Here is a 15,741-nt window from a genome sequence, read left to right as displayed (position 1 = left end):
CTACCTCAGTTTCAACGTCGACAGGCCGGCCAGCGCCAGCATGACGGAAATGATCCAGAAGCGCATGACGACCTGCGATTCGGACCAGCCGAGCTGCTCGAAATGATGATGGATCGGCGCCATCTTGAAGACACGCTTTCCCGTGAGCTTGAAGGAAATGACCTGGACGATCACCGACACGGCTTCCAGCACGAACAGCCCGCCGATAATGCCCAGCACGATCTCGTGCTTGGTCGCGACCGAGATGACGCCGAGCATGCCGCCCAGAGCCAGCGAGCCGGTATCTCCCATGAATATCTGCGCGGGGGGCGCATTATACCACAGGAAGCCCAGCCCGGCGCCGATCAGTGCCCCGCAGACCACCGCCAGTTCGCCAGTGCCTGGCGTCCAGTGAACCTGCAGATAGTCGGCAAAGACGAAATTCCCGGAGAGGTAGGCGATAAAGCCAAAGCTGCCGGCGGCGATAATGACGGGTACGATGGCCAATCCGTCGAGCCCGTCGGTAAGATTGACCGCATTCCCGGCACCAACAATCACGAAGGCGCCAAACAGGGCCGAGAACAAGCCAAGATCGATCAGCAGCTCTTTGAAAAAGGGGAAAGCAAGCGCGGTGGCAACGCCCGCCGTCCCCGTCCAGATGAGGACGAGGCAGGCAATCAGCGCCACGAGAAATTCAAGCGCCAGTCGCGGCTTGCCGCCGAAACCCTTGGCGTTGCGTTTCGTGACTTTGAGATAATCATCGTAAAACCCGATCGCCCCAAAACCGACGCCGACGAAAATGACGATCCACACAAAACGATTGGTGAGATTGGCCCAGGCAAACGTCGAGACGAGGACGCCGGAAAGGATCATCAATCCGCCCATCGTCGGCGTACCGCGCTTTGCAAGATGGCTGGCTGGACCATCGCTGCGGATCGGTTGCCCCTCCTTGCCCTGTTTGAGGCGCAGGAGCTGGATGATTGCCGGCCCGAACAGAAATACAAAAGCGAGAGAGGAGACCGTCGCCCCCACGGTCCGGAACGTAATGTAGCGAAACAGGTTGAAAGGCTGGAATTGATCGCCATAGGCACTCAGAAGTGTCAGCATTCGAAAATATCCTTAGGCCTTATCGGCGCCATTATCCTGCCCGGCGAGGGCGTAGCGCGTCTTGAACGCCGCGACAATGGCCGCGACACGCGATCCGTTCGAGCCCTTGACCATGATGACGTCGCCCGCGCGTGGCAATGCGATGACCGCCGCCTCGATGTCTGCGGCGCTGGACGCGTGCCCACCACGGTTGGCGGATGGCAGGTGGTGATGGAGCGCCTCCATCAGCGGGCCGGCGGTGAACACAAGGTCAACCTGCGCTGCCAGTAACGGGGAGGCCAAGGCTTCATGCAAGTCTTTTGCCGCCGCCCCGAGCTCCAGCATATCCCCCAGAATCGCGATCCGCCGTCCCCCGGCCCCCGGTCGCGATGCACCAAGCACAGCGAAAGCCGCCGCCATGGACGCCGGGTTGGCGTTGTAACTTTCGTCAATCAGCATGAAGCTGCCGCCTTGCGGCAGGGCAAAAGTCAGACACTCACCGCGCCCCCTTGGCGCCCGTAGCCTGGCATAAGCAACCCCTGCCAAGGCGAGATCACCGCCCAGCACCGAAACCGCGCCGAGCACGGCAAGGGAATTCTGCACTACATGGCGCCCCGGCATGCCGATCCTGTAGGTCATCTGCGTTCCCAGAACAGACGCCGTGACAAGCGAGCCATCCGCCCCGTCCCGAACGTCCACAAGGCGAACATCGGCAGCAGGATGCTCGCCGAACAGGATAACACGCGCGCCTCGCGCGGACGCCCGCTGCGCCAGCACATCATGAAACGCATTGTCGCGATTGATGAGCGCTGCACCGCCTGGCTCCAGCCCTGCGAAGATTTCGGCCTTCGCCTCGGCGATCTCCTCCACACTGGAAAAATACTCAAGATGCGCCGCCTCCACCGTCGTGACGATGGCGACATGCGGGCGGACCAGCTGCGTCAGCGGCGTGATCTCGCCGGCATGGTTCATACCAATCTCGAAAACGCCATAGGTGCTGGTCGCCGGCATCGATGACAGCGTCAACGGTACGCCGATGTGATTGTTGAAGGAAGCAAGTGCCGCATGGGTCGGCCCCGACGGCGCCAGCACCGAGCGCAGCGCCTCCTTGGTCCCGGTCTTGCCGACCGAGCCGGTGACCGCGGCGATCCGTGCCGCTGAACGGGCACGGGACGCTGCCGCCAGCCGATAGAGTGCTGCCAGCGGCTCATCAACGATGAGGTAGCGCCCCGCCATCGCCAGGCCCGGGAGCTTGTCTTCAGCGATGATCGCTGCCACCGCGCCCGCAGAAAGCGCTGCCTCGACATAGGCATGCCCGTCATTGCGCTCGCCCGTCAGCGCCACAAAAACATCTCCTGGTTTGAGGCTGCGGGTATCAATGGAAAAGCCGCCGACTGACGCGAACGGACCACCAGCCAGGCGCCCGCCGGTCGCCGCCGCGATCTCGTCCATTGTCCACAATCGGCTCATACCTGCCCCCCGCGCACGGAAATCGCCGCACGCGCGGCCTCATGATCGGAAAACGGCAACACGCGGTCTCCGACGATCTGACCGGTCTCGTGCCCCTTGCCGGCAATCACCAGAATATCCCCCGCGCGCAGACAATCGACCGCATGGCTGATCGCCTCGCCGCGCGGCCCAATTTCAAGCGCCCCCGGGCAGGTCTTGAGAATCGCCGCGCGGATCAGCGCCGGATCTTCGCTGCGCGGATTATCATCGGTGATGATCACCATATCAGCCTTGCGCGCCGCGATCTCGCCCATGACCGCTCGCTTGGCGCTATCACGATCCCCGCCGCAGCCGAAGACAACCACAAGCCGCCCGGCGGCGTAAGGACGCAACGCATCGAGCACATTCTCGAGCGCATCGGGCTTGTGCGCGTAGTCAACGTAGACCGCCGCGCCGTTGACACTGCCCACATGCTCGATCCGCCCTTTCACGCCCTTCAGCGCAGCGAGGGCTGCAAATACCCGCACCGGCGCTTCGCCAACCGCTATCGCCAGACCAGCCGCCACAAGCGCATTGGCCGCCTGAAAATCGCCAACCAGAGGTAGTAATATCTCTGCCGCGCCATAGCGTCCGGTAATCGCCAGCCTCTGGCCTTGCGCCAGTCTGTCGCGTGAGGTGACGCATATATCACGCCCCGTTGCACCAAGGCTCAAAACCCGTATGCCGCGCCGCTCTGCGGCCGCTTCAAAGGCCACTCCTGCCGCGCTGCTGCAATCGATAACCAGCGTCGCCGCGACCGGCATCACCTCGCTGACGAGGCGCAATTTCGCGGCCAGATAAGCCTCTGACGTGCGATGATAGTCGAGGTGGTCATGGCTCAGATTGGTAAAGGCACCGGCAGCGAGCCTGACGCCGTCAAGGCGAAACTGATCAAGCCCATGTGACGAGGCTTCAAGCGCCAGATGGGTGACGTTGTCGCCGGCGAGTTCATCGAGCTGGCGATGCAGGGCGACCGGGTCGGGTGTCGTCAGCGAGCCATAGCGTTCTTCCTCGCCGACTACCACGCCCAGCGTACCGAGGCTCGCCGAGCGGTAACCAAGCGTGGAGAAAATCTGTCGCGCAAAAGAAGCAACCGATGTCTTGCCGCTGGTACCGGTGATCGCAACGATGATCGCTGGCTGGCGCGGATAGAGCCGTGCTGCGAGTTGCGACAACGTCAGACGTGGCTGTCGACTGACAAGAACGGGCACGGACTGGGGCGCCAGGGCCGACAGACCCTGTTCGCTGATCAGGATTGCAGCCGCGCCGCGCGAAACCGCTTCCTGCGCAAAGGCTGCGCCGTCATGGCGCCCACCCGGCAGGGCGGCAAACAGTGAGCCGTGACTGACCGATCGGCTGTCTGCCGTCAGACCTGATATGTCCGGATCGCCGCCGCCACCGCTGCGGGACGTCGCCAAACCGGCAATGAGCGTGCTGAGTCGCATGCCACAAGAGGTCGCCTAAACCGGCGCCGGCGTCAACGCACCGCCGGAAGCGCCAGGGCTGGCTGGGAGCCAGCCAGGCGCTCGATACGCGGCGCCACCTGCAGCAGAGGGGCTACACGAGAAATCACCTTGCCAACCGTCGGCGCCGCGTTGAGACCAGCCGTCGCCTCGCCGGCCCCGGGGGTGCGTTGCGGCTCATCGAGCGTCACGAGCACCACATAGCGCGGCTTGTCGGTGGGAAACGCCGCAAGAAACGAGTTCAGGCGCTTGTTCTTCTGATAACCGTGCGGACCAGGCTTGTCGGCCGTACCAGTCTTGCCGCCGACCAGAAAGCCCTCGACCTCGGCCCGCTTGCCGGATCCTTTTTCGACATTGAGCCGGAAGAGTTGGCGCATGGCGTCCGATGTTGCCTGCGAGAGGACGCGGGGAGCGAGCGCTCTTGCCTCCTCGGCACTCCGTTTGCGGAAGGTCGGCCGCACGAGATAGCCGCCATTCATCAGGGCAGCCGTGGCGGCTGCCGCCTGAAGCGGTGCCACGGCGATGCCGTGACCGAAAGCGATGGTGGCCGATTCAACCGGCTTCCACTGGCGCCGGCGAAATTGCGGCTTGGCGCTTTCCGGCAATTCAGTACGCAAACGATCGGCAAATCCAAGCTTCTGCATAAATTCGCGATGATGATCGACACCCAGGGCCAGCGCCATTTTCGCCGAGCCGATATTGGAGGAATAGATAAACACTTCCGGCAGGGTCAGCACCCGCCCCTTGCCGTGAAAATCACCGATTCTCTGTGATCCGAATTGGAGCGGCGCCCGGGCATCAAGCTGGCTTGCCATCGTGAAGCGCCCTGATTCAAGCGCCATCGCAACGGTGAAGGCTTTGAAGATGGATCCAAGCTCATAGGTGCCGGTGGTGATGCGGTTGAGTGCATTGAGGTCGATTGAATCCTTGGGGTCGTTAGGGTCGTAATCGGGCAAGGACGCCAGCGCGACAATCTCACCCGTCGTGACATCAAGGATGACGCCAGACGCGCCGACGGCCGCGTAAAGCTTCATTGCCTCGGCCAGTTCATCGCGCAGCGCGTGCTGCGCTCGCAGGTCGATGGACAATTCAACGGCTGAATTGTCGCGATCACGCTCGCCCGAAAGTCCCGCCTCGCGAAGCGCAATCAGCCCGCGGTCGGCATCGATCCATTTCTCCAGGCCGGCCGCGCCGATATTTTCGATACCGACATGGCCGATGACATGAGACAACGTGCGTCCGGATGGGTAGACGCGCCGGTTTTCTTCGCGAAAGCCGATACCTGGAATTCCAAGTCTGTGAACGCGCTGCTGCTCAGCCTCGTTGATCCCGCGTTTCAGCCAGATAAACCCTTTGCCGCTCGCCAGCTTGCTGCGCAATTCCGAAGTGCTGATATCAGGCAGTGCGTCCGCCAACAGGTCGGCTGCCTCATTGGCGTCAATAATCCGGTTTGGCTGGGCAAAAAGCGAAGGCTTCCTGACATCTGTGGCCAGAATGACGCCGTTGCGGTCAACCACATCGGGGCGCGACATCGCTGGCAGATCGTCCGCGCTGCGCGCGACGATGGCGCGTGGCTTACCGGTGACCGCCATATAAACGAGGCGGCCTGTGATGCTGGTGAAAACCGCAAAAAACACGGTCATGACCACAACGAGGCGGATGCGCCCCTTGTCTAGGCGCTTCTTGCGCGCCCCCTGGAGAGCCAACTGCTTGATACGGGGCGAGATAACGCCTGCACCACTATCTGACACGCTATTCATGATGATCACTTAACGCTGGCAGTAAACAGGGCGGAAACTACTGGGCAGGTTTCAGGGGTCTTTTGGCAGGGACAGGCGGGCGGAAAGGCTTGCGCTCCGACCCGGTGGGCGAACCAAGCTCGGTATCTGCAACCGGCAGGCCAGCGTTGAGCGGCAGCTTGTCGATAAAGGCACCAAGATCGGGCAGGCGGTCGGGAATTTCGCTTGTTGTCGTGAGCTGCGATACCGAGAATGGCTTCAGGTGCTTGAGATGGCGCTCGGCCAGCCCCTGCAGGCGCGAGGGCTTCGACAGCGCACTGAATTGCGCACGAAGCGCGGCGATGGCATCGCGCTCGATCGCGATGTCCTTCTCCAGCCGCTGGGCTTCACGATTGAGCGCGATCGAGTCGTATTTGACGCGGTAAACAAAAGCCGCAAGACCCACAAGGCAAGCGATGGCAAAGATGGCGATGAAACGGATCAACTTTGCCTCCTTCCTCGTCCCGCACCGAACTCCGGCGTCCATAGCCCAAGCGCTGCGCGCTCCAGGGGCCAGGCGCGATGATCGCTGCGGATGGCCGAGCGTAATTTGGCCGAGCGCGCCCTCGGATTTTCCATTGTCTCCGCCGGATGCGGCGTTTCGAGACCCGGTCGCGTCAAGATGAAGCTTGGTACTTTTGCCGCGACATCGGGAAGGTGGCGCGACGGATTAGCCGCCTGCGCCCGCTCGTTGAGGAAGCGTTTGACGATACGGTCCTCCAGCGAATGGAACGTCACAACCGCCAGCCGTCCATGCGGCTTCAGCACGGCTTCAGCCCCTGATAATCCCGCCGCGAGCTGATCGAGTTCGCCGTTGACCGCAATCCGCAAGGCCTGAAAACTGCGCGTCGCCGGATGAATGCGCTCTTGCCCCGGGATCGCGACCACGCGCGCAATCGCCTCGGCAAGATCGAGCGTCCGCTCAAAAGGCGAGATCTGCCGGCGCGCGACGATCATCCGCGCAACTGCCCGCGAACGCTTTTCCTCACCGAAACGGTAGAGGATATCGGCCAGCACCGCTTCATCGCAACCATTCACCAGATCAGCCGCGCTCGGCCCCTCGCCGCTCATACGCATGTCGAGCGGACCATCATGACGGAAGGAAAAGCCGCGCGCCCCGTCGTCAAGCTGCATGGAGGAGACGCCGAGATCGAAAACGACACCATCAACTGGCACAAGCTGGCGCTCGGCAAGGCACTCAGCCAGCGCACCGAAGGGGGATTGGATAAGCGTGAGGCGATCTTGGCCGGTAAACCGGCGCTGCCCGGCTGCAATCGCCGCAGGATCACGGTCAAAGGCGATGACGGTCGCACCGGCTGCGAGCAGGGCCTGCGTATAGCCACCCGCCCCGAACGTCCCATCGACGATGACATTGCCCGGCACAACGGCAAGCGCGGCCATGACCTGCGACAGCATCACGGGAACGTGTGCCGCAGCCATCATCGCGGCGCGTCCTCGACACACCCCAGCCAGACCGCCACCTCCTGATAGCCGGTCGTCTGCGTCATTGATGACACGCAAGCTTTACCCACCACTTCATAACGCCATCCTGGCGAGCGCTTCACGCGCTACACCGTCATTCATCCCTTCTTAGCTTTAAGAAACTGTTAGCGGCGGGGCGCTGGAGACCCCTGATCGCTGTGGCGATCAGGGGTCGTTGCCGACGCCAGTCAGCCTGTAAGCCGGGTTCTGTAGCGCGCGGTGTTACCCCCGCGTGACGGCCATTCCTCTGGGACGCCCATTGCTGGGCGCCTCAAGCAACCAACCCGGATGGCGGCGGGCAAGACACCGCTGGCTTTCGCCGTGCCATCCCTATTCGGTTTTGCTCCCGGTGGGGTTTGCCGTGCCGACGCCGTTACCGGCGTCGCGGTGCGCTCTTGCCGCACCCTTTCACCCTTACCCCGGCGTGCCGGGGCGGTTTGCTTTCTGTGGCACTTTCCCTGGGGTCGCCCCCGCCGGACGTTATCCGGCACCGTGTCTGTCTGGAGCCCGGACTTTCCTCGACGCTGACGCGCCGCGACCGTCCGGCCAACTGGCAGGCGACACATGGGCGCCGCGCTGCTCGGTGTCAATTGCTCAGGACCGCGCCGCCAGCAGACGCTCCAGCGTCCGTCTTGTTGCCGAATCAGTCATTCCGGAGCAGTTTTTTGGCAGAAAGTGACGCTGGAACGCTGTGACGACCTTTTCTGTCGCCTCGTCGTAAACGCCCGTGACAGCCAGCTCATAGCCATAATCGGCAAGGCGGGTTTGCAACTCCCCGACATCGGGGCCGCGCGCGCCCGGCACGAGCGTCGGTCCTGTTCTTGACCGCGACGGCCTGACCCAATGACCGATACCGGCCGCTGCCAATCGTTCCCATGGAAAGCGCTCCCCCGGATCGCTCTTGCGACGAGGCGCCGTATCGGAATGGGCAAGCACATTGTGCGGCGCAATCGCCCATCGCTCGAGAATGCCCCCACATAATGCGATCACGGCTGCGATCTGTTTGGCCGGGAAAGCAGGCAGGCCGAACTCATGACCACCATTACAGATCTCGATGCCAATCGAGCGCGAATTGATATCGCCCCGCCCCTGCCATTGCCCCTGCCCGGCATGCCAGGCACGCTCATCCTCGCCCACCAGACGCAGAACCTTGCCGCTCTCGTTCACAACATAGTGACTGGATACCTCGCTTGCCGGATCGCAGAGCCGCTCAATCGCCGCCTCGCAGTCTGCCATACCGGTATAATGGAGAAGCAGAATATCAACCGGCGCCCGGCGCTGATTGAAATTGGGGCTCGGGCGGTCCTCGATCAGCACAGAGTTGGTCGCCTGCGTCTTTGCCATGGGCCATCTTAGGGGCATGAGACATCTTAGAGGAAGGTGGTTACCCGCGTCGATCAGCGGCAGACGCGGCGTGTGCCATTGCGGCCATGGCGCGCCAGGTCAAGATGCAGATGATCTTCGTGCTGACCATCCTGCGTGCCCGGCCCCAGGACGGTCGAGAACGTGTTGCAGGCACCATCGCGCACCGAGCGCCAGAACGGTTTGGCATCACCACCAAAATTGATGTCGAAGGGCGGCGCTCCGTCGATGCCCGGCCCGATCTGCAACAGGTCAAGCCCGCCCCCGTCAAGACTGACGCCGAGCGCTTTCTGGTCCGGCAGGCGCCAGGGCGAGGGAACAGCCTGATCGGGTTTGCCGACCATCACCTTGCGTCCGTCCTCGAGGACGAAGCCTGCGACATCGATCGCGTTGACGAAGGCATGTTCCGACAGCGCCCCGTGCGAGCGGTTGAGAATGCGACGGCAGGAATAGGTGCCGTAGGTTTTAACTTCCCGCACCCTCTGCCCGAAACTGGCGAGTGCTGCCGGCTGGACAACGTTTTCGAGCCAGTAATCGGTCGCAGCGATCATCTGGCAGTTCAATGGCACAGCCTTGTCGAGGCGGGCGGAGGCGCGCGCGAACTCCTCGACTGAAAAAGGATGATCCGCCCCGCACAAACCGCCTGGATTGATCGGCGGCAAAGCGCGGATGTGAGCGGACGGGCGCACCAGCCCAGCCCGCAGACAGGCTTCCTCTGCCTTGCCACGCCATTGCGCACGCTGCTCCAGCGGCGAGCGTCCACACGACGCGACGACCAGAAGCAGCAGAACGGCAACTCGGGACACATACCGTTTCATGCCGCTAAATTGCCGTCGGCCCGGTTAAGAATCAGTTGACGCTTGCTCTCACATCAAGTTGCTATGTCAGCAAAAGGAGCACGCAATGCGCGGCACCAAACGCCAGGACGCTATCCTGAAGGCGATGCGTCTCCTCATCCCGCGCGCGCCGCTGGCCGATTTTGGACCGATCCTTGAGGCAGCAACCAGTGCGCGGATGAAAACTCTGCCACCGCAGATTGCCGCCTGGCTCTCGATCATCGCCTATATCCGCCACGTCCACAGCGAATACGATGCCCTGCTGGCTGATGGCTATGAGCGAGATGCTGCCCGGTTTTTCGTGCGCGAAGCCATCGATGAGGTCCTCACCGGCTGGGGCTGCCAGCGGCGGCTGGAAGAGCACGATGACGAGGCAACCGACATGAGCGAACCGGTCACGCCACGCCCGTTATGATCGGTCAAAGCAGCCAATCACGCTGATCCTGCGCGGTGAGAATCCGCATCCGGCCCTGATTCACTCAACTCTCCGGCGGATCGCCGCGAAATAATGAAAAATCACGCATTCAGTGCCGCTCAACACGATCAGGTGGATTGATCTTGCGAGAGGCCAAAAAAAGATATAAAGATATTCTTATACTTTGAAAGTCGAGCCATGACCAACCTGACCACTGTCGCTTCCGACGTCCTTCTCGCTGGCCTGCGTGCTGCCGGGGAAGAGACCCGCTTGCGTATTCTGGCGCTTCTGGGGGCGGGCGATCTGACGGTGAGCGACCTCACCGAAATCCTTGGCCAGAGCCAGCCGCGTATCTCGCGCCATCTCAAATTACTGCACGAAGCTGAACTCGTGGAGCGCTACCGCGAAGGCACTTATGTGTTCTATGCACTGGCCCGTCAGGGACGTACAGCCAGGCTTGGATCATCGATCCTGGCCCTGCTGTCACCCGATGATGCCCAGGTCGAGCGCGATCGTGCGCGCCTGGCTGATGTCCGCGCCGCCCGTGATCATGCAGCCCACAATTATTTCCGCTCGGTCGCTGCTGACTGGGATCGCATCCGCCAATTGCACATTGCCGATGGCGAGGTCGAGACAGCGATCCGCACGACGCTGGGCCCTGACAAGATCGGCTCGCATCTTGATATCGGCACCGGCACCGGCAGGTTGCTGGAATTGCTGGCGCCGCAAACGCAGCATGCGGTGGGCGTTGATCTGTCGTTCGACATGCTGGCGGTGGCCCGAGCCAACCTGGAGCAGGCGGGCCATCTCCATGTGCAATTGCGGCCGGGCGATGTCTATGCGCTCCCCTTTGATCGCGACACGTTTGACGTCGTCACCATTCATCAGGTGCTGCATTATCTCGAAGAGCCCGGACGTGCCATTGCCGAGGCCGCCCGCGTACTGGCGCCAGGCGGGCGCCTCCTGATCGTCGATTTTGCGCCCCATGAGCTGGAATTCCTGCGGGCGGACCACGCTCATCGGCGCCTCGGTTTTTCAACCGAACAGATGGCGCAATGGCTGGCGGAAATCGGCATCCACGCGCTTGAGACCCTTGAATTGCCCACGCGTGGCGATGGAGCGGGCGAACTGATTGTCACTTTGTGGTTGGCGCGCACTGAAAAAAAAATCGCCCGTAATGGCCGTAAATTAGGAGTAGCTGCATGAGCACGCCCCTGTCTGTTTCTTTCGAATTTTTTCCGCCCAGGAATGACGACATGGAGCGGACATTGTGGGAATCGGTTGAGCGCCTGGCGCCGCTGGCGCCGCGTTTTGTCTCCGTTACCTATGGCGCAGGCGGCACGACGCGCGAGCGGACGCACGCGACCGTCGCCCGTCTTGTCGCCGAGACCGCCCTGCAGCCGGCAGCCCATCTCACCTGCGTTGCCGCCACCCGCGCCGACATCGATGCCATTGTCGAGGAATACTGGAGCGCTGGCGTGCGCCACATCGTTGCCTTGCGCGGCGATGCGCTTGCCGGCCCCGGCGCCACATATGAGCCGCATCCCGGTGGTTACGCCTATACTCATGATCTGGTCGAGGCAATCACCCGACGCGGCGGCTTCGAGGTATCGGTGTCAGCCTACCCTGAACGCCATCCCGACAGCCCCGACTGGGACACCGAGATTGCGCTCCTGAAGGCCAAGCGCGACGCCGGCGCCACCCGCGCCATCACCCAGTTCTTCTTTGAAAACGATTTGTATTTTCAATATGTCGAGCGGGTGCGCAAGGCCGGCATCGACATCCCGATCGTTCCGGGCATTCTGCCGGTACAGAATTTTGCGCAGGTTGCCAATTTTGCCAAGCGCTGCGGCTCAAGCGTTCCTGAAAAGCTGGCGCGCCGCTTCGAGGGGCTTGATGGCGACCAGCAGACGCGGGCTCTCGTTGCTGCGGCTGTATGTGCTGAACAGGTGGAGGATCTGCGCGCCCGGGGCGTCAGTGAGTTCCATTTCTACACCATGAACCGCGCCAACCTTGTCTACGCCATCTGCCATCTGCTGGGGCTGCGCCCGCAGCATCTGCAGAAGGCCGCCTGACCTGATTTTCTCTTCCCTTAGATCGAGTGAATGATGCCTAAATCCACTCCCGCCCCCGCCGACACACTGCGCGCTGCCGCCCGCGACCGTATTCTGGTTCTCGATGGCGCGATGGGCACGATGATCCAGCGCCTGCGCCTGAGCGAAGAGGATTTTCGCGGCGGGCGTTTCGCTGGCTGGAACCGTGATCTCAAGGGCAATAACGATCTCCTCAACATCACCCGCCCTCAGGCCATCCGCCATATTCACGTGGAATATCTGCGCGCCGGCGCTGACATCGTCGAGACGAACACCTTCTCCTCAACCACCATCGCCCAGGCCGATTACGGCATGGAGGCGCTGGCCTATGAGCTGAACCATGAGGGTGCAAAACTGGCGCGCGCGGCGGCAGATGAGGTGGCGAGGGAGGATGGCCGCCCGCGCTTTGTCGCCGGCGCTCTGGGGCCCACCAATCGCACCGCCTCGATCTCGCCCGACGTCAACGATCCGGGCTACCGGGCGGTCACCTTCGATGATCTGCGTGCAGCCTACCACGAAGCAGCCCTCGGCCTCATCGATGGCGGCGCCGATACCTTGCTGATTGAAACCATCTTCGACACGCTGAACGCCAAGGCAGCGATTGCCGCCTGCGCTGACGCCAATGCCGAGCGCGGTACGGACTTGCCGGTGATGATTTCAGGCACCATAACGGACTTGTCGGGGCGCACACTGTCCGGCCAGACGACGGAAGCGTTCTGGCACGCTGTGCGCCATGCCGAGCCGTTGTCGGTTGGCCTCAATTGCGCCCTTGGCGCCAGGGAGATGCGCCAGCACCTGGCCGATATCTCGCGCGTCGCTGATACGCTGGTATGCGCTTACCCCAACGCCGGCCTGCCCAATGAGTTCGGCGAATATGATGAAAGCCCCGAAGCAACCGCCGAACTGGTCGGCGAGTTCGCCGGCGCAGGACTGGTCAATATTGTCGGGGGTTGCTGCGGCACCACGCCCGACCATATCGGCGCCATCGCGGCAGCGGTTAAAAACCATCGCCCGCGCACCATACCCGACATTGCGCCGCGGCTGCGGCTGTCAGGCCTTGAGCCGTTCACATTGACGCCAGAGATTCCTTTCGTGAATGTCGGCGAGCGCACCAACGTCACCGGCTCGGCACGCTTCCGCAAGCTGGTGAAGGACGGCGATTACGCCGCTGCCCTTGAGGTGGCGCGCCAGCAGATCGATGCCGGCGCCACCATCATCGACATCAACATGGATGAAGGCCTGCTCGACAGCGAGAAGGCGATGGTGACCTTCCTCAATCTGTGCGCTGCTGAACCCGACATCGCCAAGGTTCCGTTCATGATCGACTCATCCAAATGGTCGGTCATCGAGGCTGGCCTCAAATGCGTGCAGGGCAAGGCAATCGTCAACTCGATCTCGATGAAAGAGGGCGAAGACGCCTTTATTGCTGCCGCCCGCAAGGTGCGTGGATATGGGGCCGCCGTCGTCGTCATGGCCTTCGACGAGCAGGGACAGGCCGACACGGCCGCCCGCAAGATCGAGATCTGTACCCGTGCCTACAAGATCCTGACCGAGCAGGTAGGCTTCCCGGCCGAGGACATCATCTTCGATCCCAATATCTTCGCGGTCGCGACCGGCATCGACGAGCATGCGAATTACGGTGTCGACTTCCTCGATGCAACGCGCCATCTGCGCCAAAACCTGCCGGGTGTTCATATCTCGGGCGGCGTGTCGAACCTGTCCTTTGCCTTCCGTGGCAATGAGCCGGTGCGCGAGGCGATGCATTCGGTCTTCCTCTATCATGCCATCCAGGCCGGCATGGATATGGGCATCGTCAATGCTGGCCAGTTGGCGATTTATGAAAATCTGCCGGTAGAATTGCGCGAGCTGTGCGAGGATGTGGTGCTCAACCGCCGCGCTGACGCCACCGAGCGTCTGCTTGATGCCGCGCCCACCTTCAAGGGCGAGGGTGGCGAGCGTCAGGACCGGCGCGACCTCACCTGGCGCACCCTGCCGATCTCGGATCGTATCAGTCATGCATTGGTCGCTGGCATCAATGATTTCATCGAGGCCGACGTGGAAGAGGCACGCGCCGCTCTTCCCCGCCCGCTCGACGTCATCGAAGGACCGTTGATGAACGGCATGAACGTCGTCGGCGATCTCTTCGGCGCGGGAAAAATGTTCCTGCCGCAGGTGGTGAAATCAGCCCGCGTGATGAAACAGGCCGTCGCCTATCTGCAACCTTTCATGGAGAAGGAACGGCTGGAGCAGGGCCTGGCCGAGCGCAAGGCTGCCGGCACCATTCTCATGGCCACCGTCAAGGGCGATGTGCACGATATCGGCAAGAACATCGTCGGCGTCGTTCTCCAGTGCAATAATTACAAGGTCATCGATCTTGGCGTCATGGTTTCAGCCGACCGCATTCTGGAAGCCGCTGAAAAAGAGCAGGTCGATATCATCGGCCTGTCCGGCCTCATCACGCCCTCGCTGGACGAGATGTGCCATGTTGCCGCCGAGATGGAGCGGCGCGGCTTTGATATCCCGCTGCTGATTGGCGGCGCCACCACCTCGCGTGTCCACACTGCGGTAAAGATCCACCCGAATTACGCAAGCGGCCAGACAGTGTATGTGACCGATGCCAGCCGCGCGGTTGGCGTTGTCTCCTCGCTTCTATCGGACGACAACAAGATCGCCTATATCGACGATGTGCGGCGCGAATACGCCCAGATCCAGACCATCCATGCGCGCGGCCAGCGCGACAAGGAGCGGATGAAGATCGCCGACGCGCGCGCCAACGCCCCCAGGCTCGACTGGCAGGGCTATACCCCGCCCCGCCCCGCGCTTCTTGGAACGAAAACCTTCGTGCGCTATCCGCTGGCCGAGCTTGTGCCCTATATCGACTGGACGCCCTTCTTCATGGCCTGGGAACTGAAGGGCGCTTATCCAGCGATCCTCCATGATCCGGCGCAGGGCGAGGCGGCTCGCGCACTTTTCGACGATGCGCAGGCGATGCTGAAGCGGATGGTGGATGACAACTGGCTTGAGGCTGCCGCCACCATCGGCTTCTGGCCCGCCAATCGCGTCGGTGACGATGTCGTCGTTTATGCCGATGAGACACGCCGCCAGACGATCGCAACCTTCCATGGCTTGCGCCAGCAGATGTCGCGCCGCTCCGAGCGGCCCAATTTCTCGATTGCCGATTACTTTGCTCCTGTCGACAGCGGCAAACCTGACTATATCGGCGGCTTTGTGGTGACGACCGGTATCGGCGAGGATGACATCGCCCAGCGCTTCGAAGGCGCAAATGACGATTACAACGCCATCTTGTCAAAAGCGCTGGCCGACCGCCTGGCGGAAGCGTTCGCTGAGCGCTTGCATGAGCGTGTGCGCCAGGAATTCTGGGCGTACGCGCCGCAGGAATCATTGAATCCGGTCGACCTCATCGGTGAAAAATATCAGGGCATCCGCCCGGCTCCCGGTTACCCGGCGCAGCCCGATCACACCGAGAAGGACACGTTGTTTCGCCTGCTGGACGCCGAGAAAGAGATTGGCGTGCGCCTCACCGAGAGCTTCGCCATGTGGCCTGGCGCCGCAGTATCCGGCCTATATATCTCGCACCCCGACAGCGCCTATTTCGGCGTGGGCAAGATCGAGCGCGACCAGGTCGAGGATTACGCCCGACGCAAGGGCTGGACTGTCGACGTTGCCGAGCGCTGGCTGGCACCCCTGCTTGCCTACGATCCGGCAGATTACCGGGCGACGGCCGCCGCCGAATAGGTG

General features: G+C 62.2%; 13 protein-coding genes and 1 other RNA gene. 4 read left to right on the top strand and 10 right to left on the bottom strand.

Annotated features, from left to right (window positions below; all coding sequences use genetic code 11):
- From mraY to ACINK1_RS06550, 10 genes are all read right to left on the bottom strand, one after another.
- On the bottom strand, window positions 1-1,086 hold the full coding sequence (gene mraY, locus ACINK1_RS06595; protein WP_376801407.1) for a phospho-N-acetylmuramoyl-pentapeptide-transferase: 1,086 nt from the start codon (window positions 1,084-1,086) through the stop codon (window positions 1-3).
- Between the two features lie 12 nt (window positions 1,087-1,098).
- Entirely contained in the window at window positions 1,099-2,535 is a 1,437-nt protein-coding gene (locus ACINK1_RS06590; RefSeq protein WP_376801408.1) for a UDP-N-acetylmuramoylalanyl-D-glutamyl-2,6-diaminopimelate--D-alanyl-D-alanine ligase, read from the bottom strand.
- Window positions 2,532-3,998, bottom strand: coding sequence for a UDP-N-acetylmuramoyl-L-alanyl-D-glutamate--2,6-diaminopimelate ligase (locus tag ACINK1_RS06585; RefSeq protein ID WP_376801409.1), 1,467 nt, complete (start codon window positions 3,996-3,998; stop codon window positions 2,532-2,534). Before ACINK1_RS06585 ends, ACINK1_RS06590 begins: the two co-directional genes overlap by 4 nt.
- A gap of 32 nt (window positions 3,999-4,030) precedes the next feature.
- On the bottom strand, window positions 4,031-5,776 hold the full coding sequence (locus tag ACINK1_RS06580; RefSeq protein ID WP_376801410.1) for a penicillin-binding protein 2: 1,746 nt from the start codon (window positions 5,774-5,776) through the stop codon (window positions 4,031-4,033).
- Between the two features lie 37 nt (window positions 5,777-5,813).
- Entirely contained in the window at window positions 5,814-6,239 is a 426-nt protein-coding gene (locus ACINK1_RS06575; protein ID WP_376801411.1) for a hypothetical protein, read from the bottom strand.
- Window positions 6,236-7,237, bottom strand: coding sequence for a 16S rRNA (cytosine(1402)-N(4))-methyltransferase RsmH (gene rsmH, locus ACINK1_RS06570; protein WP_376801412.1), 1,002 nt, complete (start codon window positions 7,235-7,237; stop codon window positions 6,236-6,238). Before rsmH ends, ACINK1_RS06575 begins: the two co-directional genes overlap by 4 nt.
- Window positions 7,234-7,359 (bottom strand): hypothetical protein, encoded by a 126-nt coding sequence (locus ACINK1_RS06565; RefSeq protein WP_395760040.1) that lies wholly within the window; start codon window positions 7,357-7,359, stop codon window positions 7,234-7,236. The genes rsmH and ACINK1_RS06565 overlap by 4 nt, the downstream gene beginning before the upstream one ends.
- A gap of 97 nt (window positions 7,360-7,456) precedes the next feature.
- Window positions 7,457-7,830, bottom strand: an RNA gene (rnpB, locus tag ACINK1_RS06560) — RNase P RNA component class A.
- Window positions 7,831-7,870: 40 nt separating this feature from the next.
- Window positions 7,871-8,620, bottom strand: coding sequence for an N-acetylmuramoyl-L-alanine amidase (locus tag ACINK1_RS06555; protein ID WP_376801413.1), 750 nt, complete (start codon window positions 8,618-8,620; stop codon window positions 7,871-7,873).
- Between the two features lie 53 nt (window positions 8,621-8,673).
- Complete coding sequence (locus ACINK1_RS06550; RefSeq protein ID WP_376801414.1) at window positions 8,674-9,444, bottom strand: extensin family protein; 771 nt, start codon at window positions 9,442-9,444, stop codon at window positions 8,674-8,676.
- 97 nt (window positions 9,445-9,541) lie between these two features.
- Here ACINK1_RS06550 and ACINK1_RS06545 point away from each other — a divergent pair, with 97 nt between their 5' ends.
- The 4 genes from ACINK1_RS06545 (at window position 9,542) to metH (ending at window position 15,738) form a co-directional block, all read left to right on the top strand.
- Window positions 9,542-9,889: a DUF2293 domain-containing protein gene (locus ACINK1_RS06545; RefSeq protein WP_376801415.1), complete on the top strand. Its 348-nt coding sequence runs from the start codon at window positions 9,542-9,544 to the stop codon at window positions 9,887-9,889.
- 198 nt (window positions 9,890-10,087) lie between these two features.
- Window positions 10,088-11,095: an ArsR/SmtB family transcription factor gene (locus tag ACINK1_RS06540; RefSeq protein WP_376801416.1), complete on the top strand. Its 1,008-nt coding sequence runs from the start codon at window positions 10,088-10,090 to the stop codon at window positions 11,093-11,095.
- Window positions 11,092-11,964 carry a methylenetetrahydrofolate reductase [NAD(P)H] gene (gene metF / locus ACINK1_RS06535; RefSeq protein WP_376801417.1) on the top strand — a complete coding sequence of 291 codons (873 nt, stop codon included), beginning with the start codon at window positions 11,092-11,094 and terminating at the stop codon, window positions 11,962-11,964. The genes ACINK1_RS06540 and metF overlap by 4 nt, the downstream gene beginning before the upstream one ends.
- 33 nt (window positions 11,965-11,997) lie before the next feature.
- The gene (gene metH / locus ACINK1_RS06530; RefSeq protein WP_376801418.1) at window positions 11,998-15,738 is read left to right on the top strand and encodes a methionine synthase; all 3,741 of its coding nucleotides are present in this window, start codon (window positions 11,998-12,000) and stop codon (window positions 15,736-15,738) included.
- Window positions 15,739-15,741: the final 3 nt, after the last annotated feature.

The organism is Raskinella chloraquaticus (SeqCode) (assembly GCF_021731865.1).
GTDB lineage: Bacteria > Pseudomonadota > Alphaproteobacteria > Rhizobiales > UBA4765 > Raskinella > Raskinella chloraquaticus.
The sequence above is the reverse complement of the archived record's forward strand: the minus strand, read 5'-3'. Positions and strand labels throughout refer to the sequence as shown.

Bases quoted from the DNA above. Each gene is read 5' to 3' on its own strand.
- ACINK1_RS06555 (WP_376801413.1), bottom strand. From the start codon at position 8,620: ATGGCAAAGACGCAGGCGACCAACTCTGTGCTGATCGAGGACCGCCCG.
- ACINK1_RS06545 (WP_376801415.1), top strand. From the start codon at position 9,542: ATGCGCGGCACCAAACGCCAGGACGCTATCCTGAAGGCGATGCGTCTC.
- ACINK1_RS06540 (WP_376801416.1), top strand. From the start codon at position 10,088: ATGACCAACCTGACCACTGTCGCTTCCGACGTCCTTCTCGCTGGCCTG.
- ACINK1_RS06590 (WP_376801408.1), bottom strand. From the start codon at position 2,535: ATGAGCCGATTGTGGACAATGGACGAGATCGCGGCGGCGACCGGCGGG.
- mraY (WP_376801407.1), bottom strand. From the start codon at position 1,086: ATGCTGACACTTCTGAGTGCCTATGGCGATCAATTCCAGCCTTTCAAC.
- ACINK1_RS06580 (WP_376801410.1), bottom strand. From the start codon at position 5,776: ATGAATAGCGTGTCAGATAGTGGTGCAGGCGTTATCTCGCCCCGTATC.
- metF (WP_376801417.1), top strand. From the start codon at position 11,092: ATGAGCACGCCCCTGTCTGTTTCTTTCGAATTTTTTCCGCCCAGGAAT.
- ACINK1_RS06585 (WP_376801409.1), bottom strand. From the start codon at position 3,998: ATGCGACTCAGCACGCTCATTGCCGGTTTGGCGACGTCCCGCAGCGGT.
- rsmH (WP_376801412.1), bottom strand. From the start codon at position 7,237: ATGATGGCTGCGGCACACGTTCCCGTGATGCTGTCGCAGGTCATGGCC.
- metH (WP_376801418.1), top strand. From the start codon at position 11,998: ATGCCTAAATCCACTCCCGCCCCCGCCGACACACTGCGCGCTGCCGCC.